Annotated in this window: 16 protein-coding genes; 8 read left to right on the forward strand and 8 right to left on the reverse strand. The window is 69.9% G+C overall.

The window, feature by feature from the left end; genetic code table 11:
• The first annotated feature begins 38 nt into the window (after positions 1–38).
• From AC4PWQ_RS04980 to AC4PWQ_RS04995, 4 genes are all read left to right on the forward strand, one after another.
• Entirely contained in the window at positions 39–2,366 is a 2,328-nt protein-coding gene (locus tag AC4PWQ_RS04980) for a ComEC/Rec2 family competence protein (protein ID WP_492089957.1), read from the forward strand.
• 191 nt (positions 2,367–2,557) lie between these two features.
• Entirely contained in the window at positions 2,558–3,580 is a 1,023-nt protein-coding gene (gene holA, locus AC4PWQ_RS04985; protein WP_371151822.1) for a DNA polymerase III subunit delta, read from the forward strand.
• 89 nt (positions 3,581–3,669) lie between these two features.
• Complete coding sequence (locus AC4PWQ_RS04990; RefSeq protein WP_371164387.1) at positions 3,670–4,995, forward strand: MFS transporter; 1,326 nt, start codon at positions 3,670–3,672, stop codon at positions 4,993–4,995.
• Positions 4,996–6,195: 1,200 nt separating this feature from the next.
• Positions 6,196–6,828 (forward strand): PepSY domain-containing protein, encoded by a 633-nt coding sequence (locus AC4PWQ_RS04995; RefSeq protein WP_371151824.1) that lies wholly within the window; start codon positions 6,196–6,198, stop codon positions 6,826–6,828.
• 162 nt (positions 6,829–6,990) lie between these two features.
• Here AC4PWQ_RS04995 and rpsT read toward each other — a convergent pair whose 3' ends face one another.
• From rpsT to AC4PWQ_RS05010, 3 genes are all read right to left on the reverse strand, one after another.
• Positions 6,991–7,251: a 30S ribosomal protein S20 gene (gene rpsT / locus AC4PWQ_RS05000; protein WP_371151825.1), complete on the reverse strand. Its 261-nt coding sequence runs from the start codon at positions 7,249–7,251 to the stop codon at positions 6,991–6,993.
• A gap of 406 nt (positions 7,252–7,657) precedes the next feature.
• Positions 7,658–8,308: a type II toxin-antitoxin system PemK/MazF family toxin gene (locus AC4PWQ_RS05005; protein WP_371164388.1), complete on the reverse strand. Its 651-nt coding sequence runs from the start codon at positions 8,306–8,308 to the stop codon at positions 7,658–7,660.
• A gap of 260 nt (positions 8,309–8,568) precedes the next feature.
• Positions 8,569–9,084, reverse strand: coding sequence for a hypothetical protein (locus AC4PWQ_RS05010; RefSeq protein WP_492089958.1), 516 nt, complete (start codon positions 9,082–9,084; stop codon positions 8,569–8,571).
• Between the two features lie 229 nt (positions 9,085–9,313).
• On the opposite strand from AC4PWQ_RS05010, the gene lepA reads away from it, so the two are divergent.
• The 3 genes from lepA to hemW are packed head-to-tail and all read left to right on the forward strand — an operon-like array spanning position 9,314 to position 13,341.
• Positions 9,314–11,176 carry a translation elongation factor 4 gene (gene lepA / locus AC4PWQ_RS05015; RefSeq protein WP_371151828.1) on the forward strand — a complete coding sequence of 621 codons (1,863 nt, stop codon included), beginning with the start codon at positions 9,314–9,316 and terminating at the stop codon, positions 11,174–11,176.
• Positions 11,177–12,100: a tRNA (guanosine(46)-N7)-methyltransferase TrmB gene (gene trmB, locus AC4PWQ_RS05020; protein WP_492089959.1), complete on the forward strand. Its 924-nt coding sequence runs from the start codon at positions 11,177–11,179 to the stop codon at positions 12,098–12,100.
• Positions 12,097–13,341 (forward strand): radical SAM family heme chaperone HemW, encoded by a 1,245-nt coding sequence (hemW, locus tag AC4PWQ_RS05025; protein WP_492089960.1) that lies wholly within the window; start codon positions 12,097–12,099, stop codon positions 13,339–13,341. Before trmB ends, hemW begins: the two co-directional genes overlap by 4 nt.
• Before the next feature lie 68 nt (positions 13,342–13,409).
• On the opposite strand, the gene AC4PWQ_RS05030 is transcribed toward hemW, so the two are convergent.
• From AC4PWQ_RS05030 to AC4PWQ_RS05050, 5 genes are all read right to left on the reverse strand, one after another.
• Entirely contained in the window at positions 13,410–14,045 is a 636-nt protein-coding gene (locus AC4PWQ_RS05030) for a hypothetical protein (protein WP_492089961.1), read from the reverse strand.
• Positions 14,046–14,159: 114 nt separating this feature from the next.
• Complete coding sequence (locus AC4PWQ_RS05035) at positions 14,160–15,041, reverse strand: DUF3097 domain-containing protein (RefSeq protein WP_371151832.1); 882 nt, start codon at positions 15,039–15,041, stop codon at positions 14,160–14,162.
• Positions 15,042–15,090: 49 nt separating this feature from the next.
• Positions 15,091–15,417, reverse strand: a complete 327-nt coding sequence (locus AC4PWQ_RS05040; protein ID WP_371151833.1) for a hypothetical protein — start codon at positions 15,415–15,417, stop codon at positions 15,091–15,093.
• A 2-nt stretch (positions 15,418–15,419) separates the two neighbouring features.
• On the reverse strand, positions 15,420–16,823 hold the full coding sequence (locus AC4PWQ_RS05045) for a hypothetical protein (RefSeq protein WP_371151834.1): 1,404 nt from the start codon (positions 16,821–16,823) through the stop codon (positions 15,420–15,422).
• Positions 16,824–16,833: 10 nt separating this feature from the next.
• Positions 16,834–18,303, reverse strand: coding sequence for an SPFH domain-containing protein (locus AC4PWQ_RS05050; RefSeq protein ID WP_371151835.1), 1,470 nt, complete (start codon positions 18,301–18,303; stop codon positions 16,834–16,836).
• Positions 18,304–18,672: 369 nt separating this feature from the next.
• Between AC4PWQ_RS05050 and hrcA the strand changes: the two genes are divergently transcribed.
• On the forward strand, positions 18,673–19,728 hold the full coding sequence (gene hrcA / locus AC4PWQ_RS05055; protein ID WP_371151836.1) for a heat-inducible transcriptional repressor HrcA: 1,056 nt from the start codon (positions 18,673–18,675) through the stop codon (positions 19,726–19,728).
• Positions 19,729–19,737 lie beyond the last annotated feature (9 nt).

Below are 19,737 nucleotides of genomic sequence, written 5' to 3' on the forward strand. Positions count from 1 at the left end.
CATCTACAACCAAGTCTTGGGACCCATAGACGTTTTTCGTGCGCCGCTTCACGCTGGAGGGCAGCGTGCGCGCATGGCCCGCGCCCACCAAGTTCGGGTGGCGGGTGGAGGTCTGCCTGGAACGCCTCCAGTCCGGGGCGCCTGCGGGGGCGGGTGCGAGCCCAGATAGGGGGAGCCGGGCACGAACAGGCGTGCGTCTGGGGGAGGTGCAACGCGGAAGCACAGGAGCCGGCCCCGCTCGCCTGGCGGGCGGCGCCTCCTGGACCCCGGTGGGCGGGCGGGTAGAGGTGCGCGCCACCGATTCGGTGTGGAGCGAGCTTTCTCTGGGGCAGCGAATCAGGTTTTCCGGCACCACCAAGGAGGTGGGGCGACACGAGCGCGCCCTGGTGCGCCTAAAGGCCCGGCGGCCCCCGATCAGCTTGGATTCTCCCGCTGCGGTGGAGTGGCGTCAGCAAGCCAGCGCGGCGGTGCGTTCCAGGGCGAGCTCCCCGCTGGTGGCTGGACTGGGCTGGGGGCAGCGCACCGACCTGCCTGCCCAGCTGACAGCGCAGATGCGCGCCACCTCTCTCACCCACCTCACGGCGGTCTCCGGCGCCCACCTGGCGATAGTGGTGGGCCTGGTGGCGGCGCTGGCGGGTGGACCCAGGTGGCTGCGCCTGGCGCTGACGGGGCTGTGCGCGGCCGGGTTCGTCTGGCTGGTGGGGCCCAGCGCCTCGGTGGTGCGCAGCGCCACGATGGTGGCGATCGCTTTAGCGGGGCTGGCACTTAACCGGGCGGTTACCACCGCCGGAGCACTCTGGCTCACGGCCACCGTCATGCTCCTAGCCGACCCGCACAACGCCCTGGACTACTCGTTCGTGCTCTCCTTCCTGGCCACAGCGGGGATAGTCCTGCTCGCGCCCCGCCTGGCCCGTCGATTGTCGCGCCGCCTGCCGCGCTGGCTCGCCCTGGCCCTGGCGGTGCCGGTGGCCGCCCAGGCGGCGACCCTGCCGGTGACGGTCCTGCTAAACCCGGCCCTGCCGCTGTACTCCGTCCCGGCCAACCTGCTAGCCGGGATCGCGGTGGGTCCGGCCACGGTGGCTGCCCTGCTCGCCCTGGCTGCCGGCGAGGCGTGGTGGGGCGTTCCCGCCCTTTGGTTGGCCGACGTTCTCTCCGCCTGGATCGCGGCCGTGGCCGCCTTCTTTGCCCGCCTGCCCGGCGCCAACCTGCCGTGGGTAAGCGGGCCGGTTGGAGCGGCGCTCTCCGCCGCCGCGTTGTTGCTTGCTTTCGCAGGGGTCGCAGTGGCCGGCTCGCGACGAGGCAAAGCCTGGCGCAGCCGGATCGGGCGTGCCTGGGGCGACCGCCGCGAGGGGCGGGAGGCGTGCGGGGGAGGCGGGAGGAACGTCGGGCACCAGGCGCTGACCTGGCGCGAGCGACGGGTCAGCGGGAGGGCCATGCGCGGCCGGGCCGGGTCTAGCCGCGCTGTGGCGTGGGCATGGTGGGGGCTGGCGCTCCTCGTCCTACTGGTCGGCGCGTTGGCGTGGTGGCGGTGGGCGCCCGGCCCGGGGCTGGGCGGGCACTGGGAGGTCTACCAGTGCGACGTGGGGCAGGGCTCCGCAGCCCTGGTGCGCACCGAGTCGGGCGGCGCGGTGCTGCTGGACACCGGGCCGGCCGACGGGGAGGTGGACCGGTGCATCGCGCAGGCCGGCGTGACCCGAATCGACCTGCTGGTCATCTCCCACCTGCACGCAGACCACATAGACGGCCTGCCCACCGTGCTGGCCACCGTGCCGGTGGGGCAGGCACTGCTGGGGCCCGGGGTGGTGCCGCAGGCCACGCACGCCCGCGTCATTGCGCAGCTGGAGGCGGCGGGGGTGCCCCACCGCGTGCCGGAAGTGGGGGAGCAGGGCGAGCTGCCCGGCGGGGTGAGGTGGCGGGTGCTGGGGCCATCGGCGGGACTGGCGCGGGCCAGCCGGCTCACAGAGGAAGGGATGAACAACACCTCCCTGGTGGTGGGAATCGAGCGGGCGGGACTGGATGTGCTGGTGCCCGGGGACGCGGAGGAAGCCTCCCAACGCGAGCTGGCAGTTGCGAGCTCGGCGTGGTCGCCCGCCGACTCCACCTGGGAGGTAGTGCTGGTACCCCACCACGGCTCGGCCAACTGGGACGCCGCCCTGCCCGCAGCGGTGCGCGCGCCGGTGGCACTCATCAGCGTGGGAGCCGAAAACACATACGGGCACCCCGCCCCGCGAGTGGAGAGCGCTTACCGGCAGTGGGGGCGCGTCTACCGCACCGACCGGTGCGGCCCCATCGCGCTCGCGGCCAGGCGAAACGGGGACGGCCAGGTGGCGGGGCTGCGGGTGGAGGCACGCTGCCGAGGCGGGTGAGGTGGTGCGTGTGTGCGGCGGTGGCGCCCCGCTGCGCCGGGCGGGGGCGCGGCAACGTCGTCCCTCTGCGCCGGGCAGGTGGGCGCGGCAGCGTCGTCCCTCTGCGCCGGGTGGTGGGCGCGGCAACGTCGTCCACGGGCAGCCAGAGGGGCGGGTCAACAAATGTGGGTGGCGCGTGGCAAGGTATAGGCATGTGCGCAGCTAAGAAGACCGCCTCGGTGTCGTGGGAACAGGCCACCTTGGCGCCGGTGGTGCTGATTCGCTGCGGCGAGCCGCTGCTGGCGGACCGGGCGCAGAGTGCGCTGCTGCGCCAGGCGCGCCAGGCCGACCCGCAGGTTGAGGTCACGCAGCTAGATGCGGCCACGTACGAGGTCGGCACGCTGTCCGTGGTCACCAGCCCCTCCCTTTTCGGGGAGCGGCGCCTCATCCTCATCCCGGACCTCGAACTGGCCAGCGACGCGCTGATCGGCGACGCGCTCGCCTACGTGGCCGCGCCCGAGCCGGACGTGTGGCTGGTGGCGCGGCACAACGGCGGCCAGCGCGGCAAGAAGCTGCTGGATGCGATCGCGGCCAGCTACCCGGTAGTGGCGGGAGAGCAGATCAAAAGCCAGCGGGACAAGGCCGCCTTCGTGGAGGCAGACGTGCGGCGGGCCGGCTTCCGCATCGACCCCGACGCGGTGCAGGCGCTGGTGGACGCGCTCGGATCGGACCTGCGGGAGCTGTCGGCTGCGGTGGCGCAGCTGCTGTCTGACGTGAGCGCGTCGGGCGTGCAGACCGTCACCGCCGCGCACGTGTCTCGCTACTATTCCGGCCGCATCGAGGCCACCGGATACAGCGTGGCCGACGCTGCCGTGGCAGGCCGCGCCGCCACCGCGCTCAAACTGCTGCGGCACGCCCTGGCCACCGGGGTGCGGCCGAACATGATCGTCGGTGCGCTCGCGGCCAAGGTGCGCCTGCTGGCCCGGCTGAGCGCGGGGCCGCACGTGAGCGCCCGCGAACTGGGGATGCAGCCGTGGATGGTGGACCGGGCCAAGCGGGAGGCCGCGCAGTGGTCCGAGCCCGGCCTGGCGGCGGCAATCCGGGCCGTGGCGGCCGCCGACGCGGAGGTCAAGGGAGGCGGCAAGGACGGCGAGTACGCGGTCGAACGCGCCATCACCCGCATCTGCGAGGCGCACGGACGGCGCCCCAACCCCGCTCTAAAGCTCAACTACTGAGCGGAATCCGGGGCGCCGAGGGCACCGAGCCTTTTCACTATGTGGAGGCGGGTAACCCAGTCCATGGACGCGCTACCTATCATTCAAGAATGACTTCCCTCTCGAGAAACGAGCGTCTGGACAAACTGCCCTTCAACACGGAGCACCGCCGCCTCTTGGTGGGATCCGGGCTGGGCTGGGCACTGGACGCGATGGATGTTGGACTCATCTCCTTCGTGATGGCGGCCCTGGCGGCCGACTGGGGCCTGACCAAGGACCAGACCGGCCTGATCGCCTCGATCGGAATGGCCGGCATGGCCGTCGGTGCCACCTTCGGTGGCCTGATCGCCGACAAGCTGGGACGCAAGCAGGTATTCGCGCTCTCCCTGCTGATCTTTGGACTGGCCACCGGCGCGTCCGCGCTGGCCACCTCCCTGGGCCTACTGCTGGTGTTCCGCTTCATCGTCGGACTGGGTTTGGGCGCCGAGCTGCCCGTGGCCTCCACCCTGGTCTCCGAGTTCGCCCCCGCCTCTATCCGTGGCCGCGTGATCGTGCTGCTGGAGGCCTTCTGGGCGGTCGGCTGGATCCTGGCCGCGCTGATCGGCTACTACGTGGTGCCAGGCGAGAACGGCTGGCGCTGGGCGTTGGCCATCGGCGCCGTGCCCGCCCTGTATGCGCTCTACGTGCGCCGCAGCGTCCCAGAATCCGTCCGCTTCCTGGAGGAAGCCGGGCGACACGAGGAGGCGGAGGCCTCCGTGCGCCAGTTCGAAGCCGGCCGGCCCCTGCGCGGCGTGCTGGCGGCCCCGGCCTCTGCGGTGGTGGAGCAGGAGCACGTGGGTGCGGCCACCGGCGTGCGCGCGCTGTTCAGCGCGGTGTTCCTCAAGCGGACCGTCGGCCTGTGGGGCGTATGGTTCTTCCTGAACTTCGCCTACTACGGCGCCTTCATCTGGCTGCCCAGCCTCCTCGTGGCCGGCGGGACCAGCCTGACCAAGTCCTTCGCCTACACCCTGGTGATCACCCTGGCCCAGCTGCCCGGCTACGCCGTGGCCGCCTGGCTGATCGAGAAGTGGGGCCGACGCGCCACCCTGGCCACCTTCCTGGCCGGCGCCGGTGCAGGCGCCGTGTTCTTCTCCCAGGCCGGCAGCCCGGTGACGATCGTGGCCGCAGGATGCGTACTGTCCTTCTTCGCGCTGGGTGCGTGGGGTGCCGTCTACGCGGTGACCCCGGAGGTTTACCCGACCGCCATCCGTGCCACCGGTGCCGGCTGGGCCGCCGGCTTTGGGCGCCTGGCCTCCATCGCCGCGCCCATGCTGGTGCCGGTGATGCTGCGCTCGGTGTCCACCAACGTAGTCTTCGGCGTATTCGCCGCAGCCTTCGCACTGGCCACGCTGAGCGCGCTGCTACTGCCAGAGACCAAGGGGCGCGCGCTGGCCTAACCCAAGCAACTCCGCCGGGCTGGCCCGCTAGCCGGGTCGGTCGCGAATCCACTGTGACGGGCGGGGAGACGAGCCTCACGGCGCGTCTCCCCGCCCGCCTGTGTCTGGGCCGCACTTGCCTTTTGTGGGGGTCGCCGGGGAGTTGTGCCGCCCGCCCGCCTGTGTCTGGGCCGGACTTGGCTTATGTGGGGGTCGCCGGGGAGTTGTGCCGCCCGCCCGCCTGTGTCTGGGCGTGCCATTGCGGAAGTGGAGTCCTCCCCTCAGATGGTTTCCCGCCCGGCCACGCAGCTGACGCCCAGCCCGGGTGTTCGGGGGCCGGGGAGCGGGGCTTGGTGGCGAAGCTCGACGTTTGGTGCCCAATCTCGACGTTTGGGGGTGAATCTAGACGTTAGGTGGGGTGGGAACGTCGAGTTGAGAGGGCGAACGTCGAGTTGAGAGGGCGAACGTCGAGTTGAGAGGGCAAACGTCTAGTTCCGGTGCGTGTCCACCTCTGGTGAGTTGGTTGGGGTGGGGCGGGGCGATGCTGACTAGGGGTTTGGGCTTGCTGGGGCCGGGCTTGGGAGCGACGTTGCGGGACGGGCCCACCTGGGTTGACTGGAGGGATTGGGAGCGGGGCTTGGTGGCGAAGCTCGACGTTTGGTGCCCAATCTCGACGTTTGGGGGTGAATCTAGACGTTAGGTGGGGTGCGAACGTCGAGTTGAGGAGGCGAACGTCGAGTTGAGGAGACGAACGTCGAGTTGAGAGGGCGAACGTCGAGTTCCGGTGCGTGTCCACCTCTGGTTAGTTGGTTGGGGTGGGGCGGGTCGATGCTGACTAGGGGTTTGGGCTTGCTGGGGCCGGGCTTGGGTTTGACGTTGCGGGACGGGCCCACCTGGGTTGACTGGAGGGATTGGGAGCGGGGCTTGGTGGCGAAGCTCGACGTTTGGTGGCCAATCTCGACGTTTGGGGGTGAATCTAGACGTTAGGTGGGGTGGGAACGTCGAGTTGAGGAGGCGAACGTCGAGTTGAGAGGGCGAACGTCGAGTTCCGGTGCGTGTCCACCTCTGGTGAGTTGGTTGGGGTGGGGCGGGTCGATGCTGACTAGGAGGTTGGACCCGCTGGCGCCAGGCTCGTGAGGCGCTGATTAGAGTTCTCTTAGGAAGGCCAGTAAAACGGCCGTTTGCGGGGCGGAGGCACCGGGCGGCTGGGATGCTGGGGACATGAGTACTTCAATTCGTCCCCTGGTTCCGTTGGCACTCGTTACCCTGCTAGGCCTGGCGGCCTGCAGCTCCCCCTCATCCACCCCCGCTCCCGAGAAGACCGTGGTGGTCACGGTCCCCGCCTCTGAGGCCCCCACCTCAGACGATCAGTCCGGCACCGCCACGCAGGCGGCCCCGGCCACCACCTCCGCGCCCGGTGCGCTCCCGTCCGTCGCGCTGGACGTGCTTCCCCCGGTCGGGCTGGCCGCGATGACCACGGCCCTGGCCGCCCAGCCGGGCACCGTTGTTGGCCTGGACGTGGACTCCAGCAACCCCAACGAGTGGGACGTGGAGATCCTCCCGGACGGCGCCACCACCCCCATGGACGTGAAGGTCCGTGACGGCGCGGTGATCAGCAATGTTCCCGACAACGATGACGACGGCCCGCTCTCCCTGCAGGGGGCCACCGTCCCGATTGAGGCGGCCATCCAGACCGCCTTCACCCTGCTGAAGGGCAGCTTTGACTCCGCGGAGCTGGAGATGATCGGCGGCAAGCCCGTGTGGCACGTAGACATCGACGGCCCCACCGGCGATGACGACCAGAAGGTGCAGGTCGACGCCGCTACCGGCCAGGCCATGGTCATCAACGACTAGCCCGGAGGTTTTGCAAACCCAGTCAGGCCCGGGCCTCCTCGTTGAGGAGGCCCGGGCCGTTGCTTTGCGAACGCGCAGCTGTCCCGGGAGCGGGAAGCTGGCTTCTGGAAAAGCGGCGGGGCCGTGGCGCTCAGCGCCACGGCCCCGTACCTGCGGTCTGGATCAGAGACCCGCAACCTGGGTCGCCAGCTTGGACTTGCGGTTGGCGGCCTGGTTCTTGTGGATAACGCCCTTGGAGACGGCCTTGTCCAGCTTGCGGCTAGCAACGCGCAGCGCAGCCTCGGCGGCCTCCTTGTCACCAGCGGCGATGGCCTCGCGGACCTTGCGAACGAAGGTCTTCAGCTCGGACTTCACGGCCTGGTTGCGCAGACGAGACTTCTCGTTGGTCTTGATGCGCTTGATCTTGGACTTAATGTTTGCCACTTGATTTGACTCTCTTACTGGATGGGTCACGGTCGGTGAGGGCAGTGCCGTCTGCGGACTGAGGGCGTGGGGATGCCCCGTGGATTTACAGATGCGGCCGGACCCCAGCCCGACCAGGCTAGAAGTCCAGGCAGGGACTCTACCAGGTATGTCCCGCTAGTTCGAGGGGGTGGGTACGGAGGCACCGGTGCTGTTGCCCACACCAGGCCCGCCGCGACGGCCATCGTGCGACCCGGGCCGTCGGTCATGCCGAGCTTGCCATCGTGCAACCTGGGCCAGCGTGCGACCCGGGCCGTCGGTCATACCGAGCCGGCCGTCGCACCCAGGCCGCCCAAGTGGTCTACCGCGCTAGCCCCGCCGCGCACCTCGCCGCCGAAGCGGCCCGCCGCGCCGGCTTCCGAAGTGATCAGTGCAGGCTCGCCACGGCGTGCGCCACGTGCTCGAACGTGGCGCGGTCAAGGCTGGCACCCTCGCGTCGCACGGCTTGCGGGTCGAGCGCGATCACCCGGTCCACGCGCGCCTCGGAGGGGCGACCCTGCGGGTCCCACGCGCCGGTGCCGACATCCACGTACACCCGGTTGCCGCGCTGCCCGCCGCCGCGCCCGTGGTCCTTGGAGGTCAGCGTGACGACGGCCAGCTGCGAGCCCACCCGCCCCAGCACCAGCACGGGGCGGTCCTTGCCCTGGGTGGGGTCGTCCTCGAAGGGCACCCACGCCCACACCACCTCGCCTGGGTCCGCGTCCCCGTCGCGCTGGGGCGCGTACTGGAAGCGAGGCAGCTGCCTTAACTCACGGACCTGCCCGCCCGGGGAGCCCGTAGCCGCAGGCGCCTGCCCCCGGGCGGGAGCAGGCTTGGGTGCGTCGCCGCTACGAGCTCCGCCGCTACGAGCTTCACCGTTACGCGCCCCGCCGCTGCGGGCGCCGCTACCGCGCGCACCCCCGCCGCCACCGCGAGGGTGAGTCTTGCTGCGGCCGGAGGCTCGCCCAGAATCAGAAGAAAACGCGTCCAGAAGAGCGTCGGCCAATATGCGCAGTACGCGAGAGAGGAAGTTAGCCATCTTGATCCGCCGGGTAGTAGAGGGAAGTGGTGACTGGGGAAGAGGGAGGGCCGCGCGTGTGGGGAGCGGCCCGAGAAAGTAGTGGCGTGGCGACTGTGGGGGTGGGGCGAGCCTGGGAAGGGCGGCGCGCCCAGCAGACGGGAGCCCAGGACCTCAGGAACCCAGGACCCCAGGAACCCGGGACCCCAGGAACCCAGGACCCCAGGAACCCAGGAAACCAGGAAACCAGAGGAGCCCGGGAATCCTAGGACCCCAGCGGCCTAGAACAGCAGCGAGATCAGCGTGACGAGCGCGCCCAGCGAGGCGACCGGGATGGCCACGACGGACAGCACGGAGTCGCGCGCGGAGCTGGAGGCGCGGGCGCGGGCGGCGTTGACGCGCATGCGGGCGGCCTCTTCGGCGCTGCGGCGTGCCTGCTCGGCGCGCTCCTGGGCGGCGGCGTTGATCGCGGCAACCTCGGAGGCGTCGATCTGCACGGCCTCGATCACTTGGCCGTCGTAGACGGCGGGGTCGTAGTTCTCCTGGCCGTAGACGTCTGGCTGGGTGGGCTTGGCGGTGCGGGTGGCGCCGGTGTTGATCCACAGGCGCACCGGCGGGATGGCCAGCACGACGGCGAAGACCAGCGGGATCCACGCCCACAGCGTGTCTCCGGTCAGGCCCTTGAGCAGCGCCAGCAGGAAGAAGGCGCCCACGAACAGGAGGGAGAATCCCGCCAGCGCCCGGCCGGTGTAACGCAACGCGAGGGGCAGGCTGGGGGAGGGGTAAGCAGAGGACATGGCCTCATTTTGGCAGTCTTTCCTGTGCGATTGCTGGGGTGAGGGCCGACGTCCCGCCCGCGCCCCCTGTACCCGGCCCGCGTGTGACCGGGGAGCTTGCCCCCGCCCGCGTGCCGAGCGGGCCGGGGACTCGCGTGTGATCAGGCCGCCTCTGCGGCGATGGGGCAGTTTGGGGCGAAGCGTGGGAAGATTGCAGGCAGTCTGTGTCCACTTGTAGGAAGGCCTTAGCGTGCCCATCGCTTCCGCCGCGCAAACCGCCGCAATCCAGCCCGCTGCCACGCCGCCGGGCTCGTTGCGTAACTTCTGCATCATCGCGCACATCGACCACGGCAAGTCGACGCTGGCCGACCGGATGTTGCAGGCCACCGGGGTGGTGGAGGAGCGCCTGATGCGCGCCCAGTACCTGGACCGCATGGACATCGAGCGTGAGCGAGGCATCACGATTAAGTCGCAGGCGGTGCGCATGCCGTGGGTGGTGGACGGTAAGCCGTACGCGCTGAACATGATCGACACCCCCGGTCACGTGGATTTCTCTTACGAGGTCTCCCGCTCGCTGGCGGCCTGTGAGGGCGCTCTGTTGCTGGTGGATGCCGCGCAGGGCATCGAGGCGCAGACGCTGGCCAACTTGTACATGGCGCTGGAGAACGATCTGACGATCATCCCGGTGTTGAACAAGATCGACCTGCCGGCCGCGCTGCCTGAGAAGCACGCCGAGGAGTTGGCGGGTTTGATCGGGGTGGAGCCGGATGACGTGCTGCGCGTGTCCGGCAAGACGGGCCAGGGCGTGCCGGAGCTGCTGGACCGGATCGTGCAGTCGATCCCGGCCCCGGTGGGGGACGCGGACGCCCCGGCCCGCGCGATGATTTTTGACTCGGTGTACGACACCTACCGTGGCGTGGTGACCTACGTGCGCGTGGTGGACGGGCAGCTGCGCCCGCGCGAGCGCGTGTCCATGATGTCTACCGGCGCTGTGCACGAGCTGCTGGAGATCGGCGTGATTTCCCCGGAGCCGCGCCCCTCGCAGGGCCTGGGTGTGGGCGAGGTGGGCTACCTGATCACGGGCGTGAAGGACGTGCGCCAGTCCCGCGTGGGTGACACGGTCACCACGGCGGTGGCCGGCGCTTCGGAGCCGCTGGGTGGCTACGAGGACCCCAAGCCGATGGTGTTCTCTGGCCTGTACCCGATCGACGGCTCTGACTTCCCGGCGCTGCGCGAGGCCCTGGACAAGCTGAAGCTGAACGATGCCGCGCTGGTGTACGAGCCGGAGAGCTCGGCGGCGCTGGGCTTTGGTTTCCGCACGGGCTTCCTGGGCTTGCTGCACCTGGAGATCGTGCGCGAGCGCCTGGAGCGGGAGTTCGGCCTGGACCTGATTTCGACCGCCCCGAACGTGTCTTACACGGTCACGATGGAGGACGGCACCGTGGTGGACGTGACCAATCCGAGCGAGTTCCCCGCCGGCAAGGTCAAGGAGGTGCGCGAGCCGATGGTGCGCTCCACGATCCTGACGCCGACCGAGTTCGTGGGGGCGATCATGGAGTTGTGCCAGTCGCGGCGCGGCACCATGCACGGCATGGACTACCTGAGCTCTGACCGAGTGGAGATGCACTATTCGCTGCCGCTGGCTGAGATCGTGTTCGACTTCTTTGACCAGCTCAAGTCCAAGACTCGCGGCTATGCGTCCCTGGACTACGAGCCTGAGGGGGACGCGGCCGCGGACCTGGTGAAGGTGGACATCCTGCTGCACGGCGAGCAGGTGGACGCGTTCAGCGCGATCGTGCACAAGGACAAGGCCTACTCCTATGGCGTGATGATGACGGGCAAGCTGAAGGACCTGATTCCGCGCCAGCAGTTCGAGGTGCCGATTCAGGCGGCGGTGGGTTCGCGCATCATTGCCCGCGAGACGATCCGCGCGCTGCGCAAGGACATGCTGGCCAAGTGCTACGGCGGTGACATCACCCGTAAGCGCAAGCTGCTGGAGAAGCAGAAGGAGGGTAAGAAGCGCATGAAGGCGATCGGCCGCGTGGACGTGCCGCAGGAGGCCTTCATTGCCGCCCTGACCTCCGATGCGCCTACCGGCAAGAAGGACAAGTAGGTGGCCGACGTTGCCGCCTGCCGCTCTGAACAGGCCGGCGCCGTGAGCGGTGTGGCCGGTTTGGGTGAAGCTGAGGCCTGCGCGGCAGGTTTGGGCGAGGCCTGCGCGGCAGGTTCGGACGCTGGCTCGGCTCGCGAAGGTGGGCCGGAGCTGGCCCCGGCGGAGTACGTGGAGGCCTTCCCGCAGGCCGCCGGTATCGACATGCCGGGACTGGACGGGCGCCTGCCCTCCCGGGTCGCCTCCTTTGCGCGTCGCTCGGGGCGCCTGCCAGAGCGCGGCCAGCGCCTGTGGGAGGAGGCCCACGGCGCGGTGGTGGTGCCGGTGCGGCGCGGGCCGGGCATGACCACGGTGGCGCTGGACTACCGCCTGGACCTGGACGCGGTGTTTGGTCGCGGCGCCCCGCTGCTGGTGGAGGTGGGCTGCGGCGGCGGCGAGGCCCTGGTGGCGCACGCCGCCGCGCACCCGGAGATCAACCACCTGGCGTTCGAGGTGTGGCGCCCGGGCGTGGTGGGCCTGTTGCGGCGGGTCAAGGAGACCGGGGTTTCCAACGTGCGCGTGGTGGAGGCCGACGCCGCCCAGGCGCTGCCGGTGCTGCTGGAGCCCGCCTCGGTGGCCGAGCTGTGGACCTTCTTCCCGGACCCGTGGCGCAAGGCGCGCCACCACAAGCGTCGCCTGGTCAGCGCAGGCTTCGCGGCGACGGTGGCGAGCCTGTTGCAAGACGGCGGCGTCTGGCGCCTGGCCACGGACTGGGAGAGCTACGCGGAGCAGATGGGGCAGGTGTTGGCCGGGGCGCGGGACGTCTTTGAGACCACGGCCGCTCCGGGGGAGCGGTTCGCCGGGCGCGTGCTGACGCGCTTTGAGCAAAAGGGCATCGACGCCGGGCGGCAGATCGCCGATTTCACTGCGGTGCGCCGGGCGCGATGAGCCCCACGCTCCCAACTGGCATCGAATGGCCCAGTACCGGAAGGCTGGACCGCGCGGCCGCCGAGGTGGCGGCCGCGCGCCCGCTTTCGCTGTACGTTCACGTTCCCTTCTGCTCGGTGCGCTGCGGCTACTGCGACTTCAACACGTACACGGTGGGATTCGGGCCGGGAGCGGAGCCGGGCAGCTTCGCCGACTCGGTGCTCGCCGAGGCCCGCCTGGGTGCGCGCGTGCTGGCTGAGGCAGGATTTGCGCCCCGCCCCGCCACGAGCGTGTTCTTCGGTGGCGGCACCCCCTCGCTGCTGCCGGCCGCAGACCTGGCCGCGATCCTGGCGGCGCTGCGCGAGCAGTTCGGGCTGGCCCCGGGGGCGGAGGTGACCACGGAGGCCAACCCGGAGTCGGTCACTCCGCGGTACCTGGAGACCCTGGCGGGCGCCGGGTTCACGCGAGTCAGCTTCGGTATGCAGTCCAGCGTCCCGCACGTGCTGGCCACCTTGGACCGCACCCACCGGCCCGAGCGCATGCCGCTAGTGGTGGACTGGGCGAAGGGGGCCGGCCTGCACACCAGCGTGGACCTGATCTACGGCACGCCGGGGGAGAGCCTGGCCGACTGGCGCGCCTCCCTGGAGGCGGCGGTGGAGCTGGCCCCCAGCCACATCTCCGCCTACGCCCTGGTGATCGAGGAGGGCACCAAGATGGCCGCCCAGGTGCGGCGCGGTCAACTGCCCACCCCGAGCGACGACGACGAGGCGGACAAGTACGAGCTGGCCGACTCGGTGCTCGGCGCCGCCGGCTACCGCTGGTACGAGATCTCTAACTTCGCCAAGCCCGCCCTCGGGGAGGAGCACCTGCCCGCCTCGCGGCTGGCGGCGGCATCCAAACACAACCTGGCCTACTGGCGAGACCACGACTGGTGGGGCCTGGGACCGGGGGCGCACTCGCACGTCGGCGCGCTGCGCTGGTGGAACGTCAAACACCCGCGCGCCTACGCCGACCGGGTGAACGCCGGGCTCAGCCCGGCCGCTGCGGGCGAGCAACTGGACGCCCAGACCCGGGAGCTGGAGCGCGTCCTGCTCGGCATCCGCACCAGCGACGGCCTAGCCGCCGCAGACTTCCCCGCCGACGTCGTGGCGGGCCTGGCCGCCCAGGGCCTGATCGAGCAGGCCGCACTCCCCGAACGGATCGTGCTCACCCTGCGCGGACGCCTACTGGCGGACACGGTGGTGGGTGCACTCACCGACTAGCTGCGCCGGGCGACCGCGTTCACGCAGGGGCGGGCGGAACGTCGTCCACACCCCACCCGCCAAACGGCCTAGTTGGCGGCCTGCAGGGCGGGGCAGGTGTAGGCGATGGACAGGGAGAGCGCGCTGTCATCAGCGGCGTCACCGATCGCGGCCGGCAGCGGGCTGTCCTCGCTAGCGTTCTCCACCGCCACGCAGGTCATCTCCCACATGTACGCCATCAGGGCCGGGTTGTAGGTGGTGGCCGGGTACTCACGCACCCACGCCCGCACGGCGGCCACCTTGTCCCCACTCGGGGCCTCGCGCCAGCCCTCCTTCACGGCCGGCTCCACCAGGGGAGCTAGGTGCGCGAAGAACTCCTCCTCCTGCTCCGGGTAGGTGGGGCCGGACCAACCCTCCGGGGCCTCGGCCACGTAGGTCCCGCCCAGCTTCACCAGCGCGGCGTCGAAATCCGCCAGCACCTCCTGCGGGGGCGGCAAGGGCTTCTCCTGCGCCGTCGCCGGACCGGGCCCCGCACCGGCATCACCGGCCGCGCCGGAATCGCCACCCTGCCCGGGAGCGGGCGAGGCGGGCACCCCCGCCTGCTCGGAGGCCACCTTCCCGGCCTCCGGGGCCGGCGCGTGATCAGGGTCCGCGCCCGGGCTAGAGCAGGCGGCCAGGCTGACTAACAGGGTGACCGCCACGGCGGCCGGCTTCAAAACGCGCATGCTTCACCCTAACCGCTCCTCGAGCTGACGCCCGCGCGAACGGGGCGCAGCGGTAGGGAGCAACGGGAGGGCGCAGCCGGTAGGACCCACCGATAGGGAGCAACGACCCGGCGCTCAGGCGTCGCTACCGGCGGTGACGAAGTCGATCAGCTCCTCCACCCGGCCCAGCAAGGCCGGGTCCAGGTCCTTGTAAGAGTTGACCTTGGCCAGGATGCGGCGCCAACCGTCGGCGACGTCCTCCTTGGTGCGGTGCGGCCAACCCAACGCCTGCAGGGTGCCCACCTTGATGTCCACGTGCTTGGGGATAGCGGGCCAGCGCTGCAAGCCGAACAACTGTGGGCGCACCGCCTGCCACACGTCCACGAACGGGTGGCCCAGAATCAGCACCCCGGTGGGGAAGCGGCGCGCCACCTCCTGCGCGATCCGGCTCTCCTTGGAGCCCGGCACCAGGTGGTCCAGCAGGATGCCGGCACGGCGATTGTCGCCCGGCTGAAAGTCAGCCAGCGCCGCCTCCAGATTGCCCACGCCGTCCAGCAGCTCCACCACCACGGCCTCCACGCGCAGGTCATCGCCCCACACGCGCTCGATCAGCTCCGCGTCGTGCTTGCCCTCCACCCACAGTCGCGAGGCGCGCGCTACCTTGGCACGGCCCAGTTCCACCTTGTAGCTGCCCGACGCCGTCAACGCCCGCCCGGAGTGAGACACGCCCTGCGGGGCGGCCGGCGGACGGGGGGCGCGCACCGCCGGGGCCAGGATGACCGGCTTACCATCCACCCAGAAGCCCGGACCCAGCGTGAAGGACCGGGTGCGGCCAAAGCGGTTCTCCAGCACCACGACGTGCCGGCCCCCGATCTTCTCGGTGCGCACCACGGCGCCCACGTAGCCCGTGGCCACGTCCTCCACCACCAGGCCCGGCTGCGCGGGCACGGTGGGCGTGGGGGCGTTGGCGCGCTGGCGCGCGGCGGCAACCGCATCGGGTCCATAACGATCAAACACGCGGGGCAGCTTAAGCCACCCCGCGTGTTTGCTGTCGAAGGCCTGCCGCCTACCGCTTTTCTAGGATCACCGAGTTCTCACCGAGCCGCCTCAACGGCTGGTGCTTCATGTCTCCCTCGATGAAGCGATCCCGGGTGCCCTTCACCTCGCCAACCTTGCGGTCGCTGCCGTCCACGTCAAGCATCTGCGCGCTCGTCTCGTGTTCGAACGCGTGGCGCTTGTCAGTGTTGCGGTAGCGCATGAAGGTAATGGAGTAGAACGCGAAACCGGCGATCGGGCCCGCCAGCAGCAGCGCCCAACGGTTATCGCCATCGCTCTCCATCGCCATCGAGGCAACGGCCTGCACCGGCTCCAGCAACTGCACAATCAGACTCATGACTACCCTCCAAAGAAGGCGACGATGCCGCCCAGAATCGTGCCAATCACACCGATAACGGACGAGACCGCAACCAGGCGGCCCTGCCGAACCGGGATGGAACCCATGGTCTCGCCGGTGCGGCCGTTGACCGCCACGTAGTGCTTCAGGCCGCGCCCGTTACCGAAGTCCTGGTAGTAGCTGTAGAGCCACACCGGCAGGTAGACGGACACCCAGCGGGAGCCCTCCACCTCGATGCGCTCGTGCTCCCACCGCACACCCCGGTCGTAGGCCTTCAGGGTCTCGTTCACGCGCGCCCGGCCCACCGAGAGCACGTTGGACCACGCGAAGGGAACCAGCTGCTCCACCTGCACGTTACGCCGCTCGGAGGTGAACCCCTGCAGGTAGTGGGCGTTGTACGCCACCGCGTTCTTCAGGTCGAACGGCTGGATCGAGTTGATCACGTTGTTCGTGTTCAGCGACGTGTCCATGTTGGCGCGCTCAGCGGAGGACTCCAGCACGATGTCGTCGGCCAGCAACCTGAAGGAACGCGAAACCTGGTAAACGTCCGCGTCGTAGTAGGTCTCCGAGCGGTCCTTGCTCACCTGGCGCGTGTAGCGGCGCGTCTCGATCTCGGCGGTGCCGTGCAACTCCACGCGGGCGTTAGCGTCGATCACCAGGTAGGGCAGGTAGACGCCCACCACCTCGGTGGGGGCGAACGACCGCACGAACCCGGGGTGGGCAAAGAAGCGGCGCTTGCGCACGAACTCCTTGATCCGCTTGATCGCCTCCTCCCGCGGCAGGCTGAACGGCAGCAGACCGTCCGGCACCGCGCCGTTGGGCACCTGGGTGTTGAGCGAGAGCGTGTTGCGGCACCAGTGGCAGCGCGAGGCGACGTTCTGCGCCGTGTTGATGACCACCTCGGCGCCGCACGACTGACACTTGAGCGTGATCACGTCAGAGACGGACTCCGGGATGTCCTTCACGCCGGTGCCCAGCACGCGGCCGTGCAGGTCACCGATCGGGGCGTTCAGGCCGAACTTCTCCTCGATGGTGGCCTCGGCCCACTCGTGCCGACAGAACTGACACATCAGCATGCCCGTGGTGGGCCGCAGCAGGATCTCCGTGGCGCCACAGCGCGGGCACTTGTCCTGACCGTGCTTCTTGGCGGTGGAGGTGTCGATGTACTGCTCGCGCGGACGCGCCGGCACAGTGGCCGCCGGCGGCTGATTCCCCATGCCTGCCGGGCCGGAGGCGGCGTGGGCGTCCAGCACCTCCTGCGGCACACCGCCGGGAGGCTGATAGTCCGGGGGAAGCCCCTGGGAGGTCACCCGGCTCGCGTAGTCGGCCCTGCTGGCCGCAGTCGATTCGGGTGCCGGGGAACCGGAATTGGGTTCCCCGGCACCGTGTGCGTTCGGATTACTCATCGCGAATCGATTAGAGGCCCAGAGCCTTGGCCTTGGCGGCGTCGAACTCGGCCTGGGAGATCAGGCCCTGGTCCAGCATCGCCTTGAACTGGGCGAGCTTGGCCACCGGGTCCTCGCCACCGGGGGCGGCGGGAGCCTCGGGTGCCGGGGCCTCGCCGGCGGGAGCGGGCGCGGCAGGCGCGTCCGGGGCGACGGGGGCAGCCTCAGGGGCGGGCATGCCGGGGCCGGGCTGGGGGTAGCCGGCCGGGGCACCCTGCGGCGGGTAGCCGGCCGGAGCGCCCTGCGGCGGGTAGCCGGGCTGGGGGTAGCCGACCGGAGCGCCCTGCGGCGGGTAGCCGGGCTGGGGGTAGCCGGCCGGAGCGCCCTGCGGCGGGTAGCCGGGCTGGGGGTAGCCGGCCGGGGCACCCTGCGGGTAGCCCTGCTGGAACGGGTTCTGGTAGGGCGCCGGAGCACCCTGCTGCTGCTGGAAGTTCAGCGCCTGCCCGGTCATGCCCAGGCCCATACCCATCATGGCCATGCCGCCGCCGCCGTTCTGGCCGGCCGCCTCAAAGCCGCGTGCCACGGACTGCTGCAGGAAGGAACCGCCGCGCGCACCGGAGAGGGCGTCGGCCTTCTTGACGTCGCTGAGCAGGGCGCGGGTGTCCTCGTCGTACTCGATGGCGGTGATCGTCACCGTGGGGATCACCAGGCCACGGGTGGAGGTCCACTGGTAGCCCTCCTCCACCGCAGCGGACAGGGACTGCGCAAAGCCCAGGGAGTCCGACTGGATGCGGGTGATGCGGTTGCCCTTGGACGGGTCGTTCGTGTACTTGGAGAACGCCGGCGCCAGGGAAGAGACGACCTCGGTGAACAGCTGGTTCGCGGCCGGGTTGTCCATGTCCTGGAAGTCGAACACCGGGCCGCCGGGCATCAGGTAGTTGACCGGCACGAACTGCTTGACGAACAGGATCGGGTCGATGATCCGCAGGGTGTAGGTGCCCCGGGTGAGCGCACCCACCTGGGCACCCAGGTAGGCGTCGTCCCAGTAGATCTCAGACTGGGTGCCGAAGCGGTTGTTCGGGATCTCCTTCAGGTTGACGTAGTAGACAGCCTGCTGCGCGGCCGGCTGGCCACCGAACTTGAAGCGCTCCCAGGACTGCTTGATGAAGGAGGAGACGATGCCGTCGCCAGCGAAGATTGACTGGGACTGCGGGTCGGTGGAGGAGTAGATGTAGCCACCGGGCTGGGCGACGAAGCCGGTCAGGCCACCCTCCTGGAACAGGAGGACGCCGTAGCCCTCAGGCACCACGATCCTGGAGCCGTTAGAGATGATGTTCTCGGAGCCTCGCGTGTTGGAGCCACGACCAGCGTTCTGCCCCTTGAGCACGCCGGGGAACACGGCCGCAGTGGGGGAGATACCCTCCGGCACCGTTACGAAGTCGAGCCACTGGTCAGCAAAGGTGCCGCCAACGGCCCCAACAAAAGCCTGAATCAAACCCATGTCTGAGCCCTTCCGAGACTGGTCAAAACGGCGCTGCTGTGTCGCAGCACACCATGAGGGTACTGCAACGCAGTGGCGACCCCCACCTTTTGGTGGCCTTTATTCCGGGTTGGCTTGCTTTTAAGCCGGGCGGAGCGCTTGGTGTGCGGTCGGGATGGACGACGCTGCCGCCCCGCCCCGCCGGAGCAAACGGGCCGCCCCGCGCTCCGGCACCTATAGCGGGGCGCCGGCGGGACGTCGTGCATCCGAAGGGAAAACGCCGCAGTGCGGGCGGTGCCACAGTCGCCAGGCCGCACCGCCGCAGGCATGCCCGCCCGCCGCCGCGCTAGAGTTAGCACTCTAGGGTGGCGAGTGCTGAAAGGAGGGGGAGTGGCGGAGCCCAAGGAGCGCGGTGCGCTGGAGAACACGGAGCCGGTCTCGGGCCGTCGCCTGGAGGTGCTCAAGGCGATCGTGAGCGACTACGTGCACACCCGTGTGCCGGTGGCCTCCCGCTCCATCGTCGAGCGCCACTCGCTGGACGTTTCCCCCGCCACGATCCGCAACGACATGGCCGCGCTGGAGGAGGCCGGCTACATCCACCAGCCCTACACCAGCGCCGGTCGCGTGCCCACCGACAAGGGATACCGCCTGTTCGTGGACCGCATCGCCGCGATCAAGCCCCTCTCGGCCGCCGAACGCCGCGCCGTGGACGCCCTGTTCTCCCAGGCGGTGGATTTGGACGACGTCGTCCATCGCACCGCCCGGCTACTTGCCCAACTCACCCAGCAGGTGGCCGTGGTGCAATACCCGACGCTCTGCCACGCCGGCGTACGCCACGTGGAACTGGTGGAGCTGGCCGAGCGGCGCCTGCTGATGGTGGTCATCACCGACTCCGGGCGCGTGGAGCAGCGCATCGTGGAAGCCGACCTGGCCGGGGCGGACCTGGCCTCCCTGCGAGTGCAGGTCAACGTGCTGTGCGCCGGGCGGACCTCGGCGCAGGTGCGCGCCGCCCTGACCGAGGTGGAGCACACCGTGGCCCCTGCCGACCGCGACCTCGTTTCCGCGCTCCTGCGGGAGGTCGCCTCGGTGACGGAGTGCGAGGCCGAGGAACGCGTCGTGGTGGGCGGCACCGCCAACCTGGCGCGCTGCAACACGGACTTTCGCCGCTCCATCACGCCGGTGCTGGAGGCGCTGGAAGAGAACGTCGTCCTGCTGCGTTTGTTCACGGAGATGGACCGCAGCGACATCGAGGTGCGAATCGGCGCGGAGACCGGCCACGAAGAACTGGCGGAGACCTCCCTGGTCACCGCCGCCTACGGGGGTGCGAACTCGATGGCGCATCTGGGTGTGGTGGGGCCGACGCGCATGGACTACCCGGCCGCTATGGCAGCCGTACGCGCTGTGGCCAGCTACCTGTCGAGGTTTTTGGGTGCTCACGACCTGTGAGGCAAACAT

The organism is Buchananella sp. 103232 (assembly GCF_058725725.1).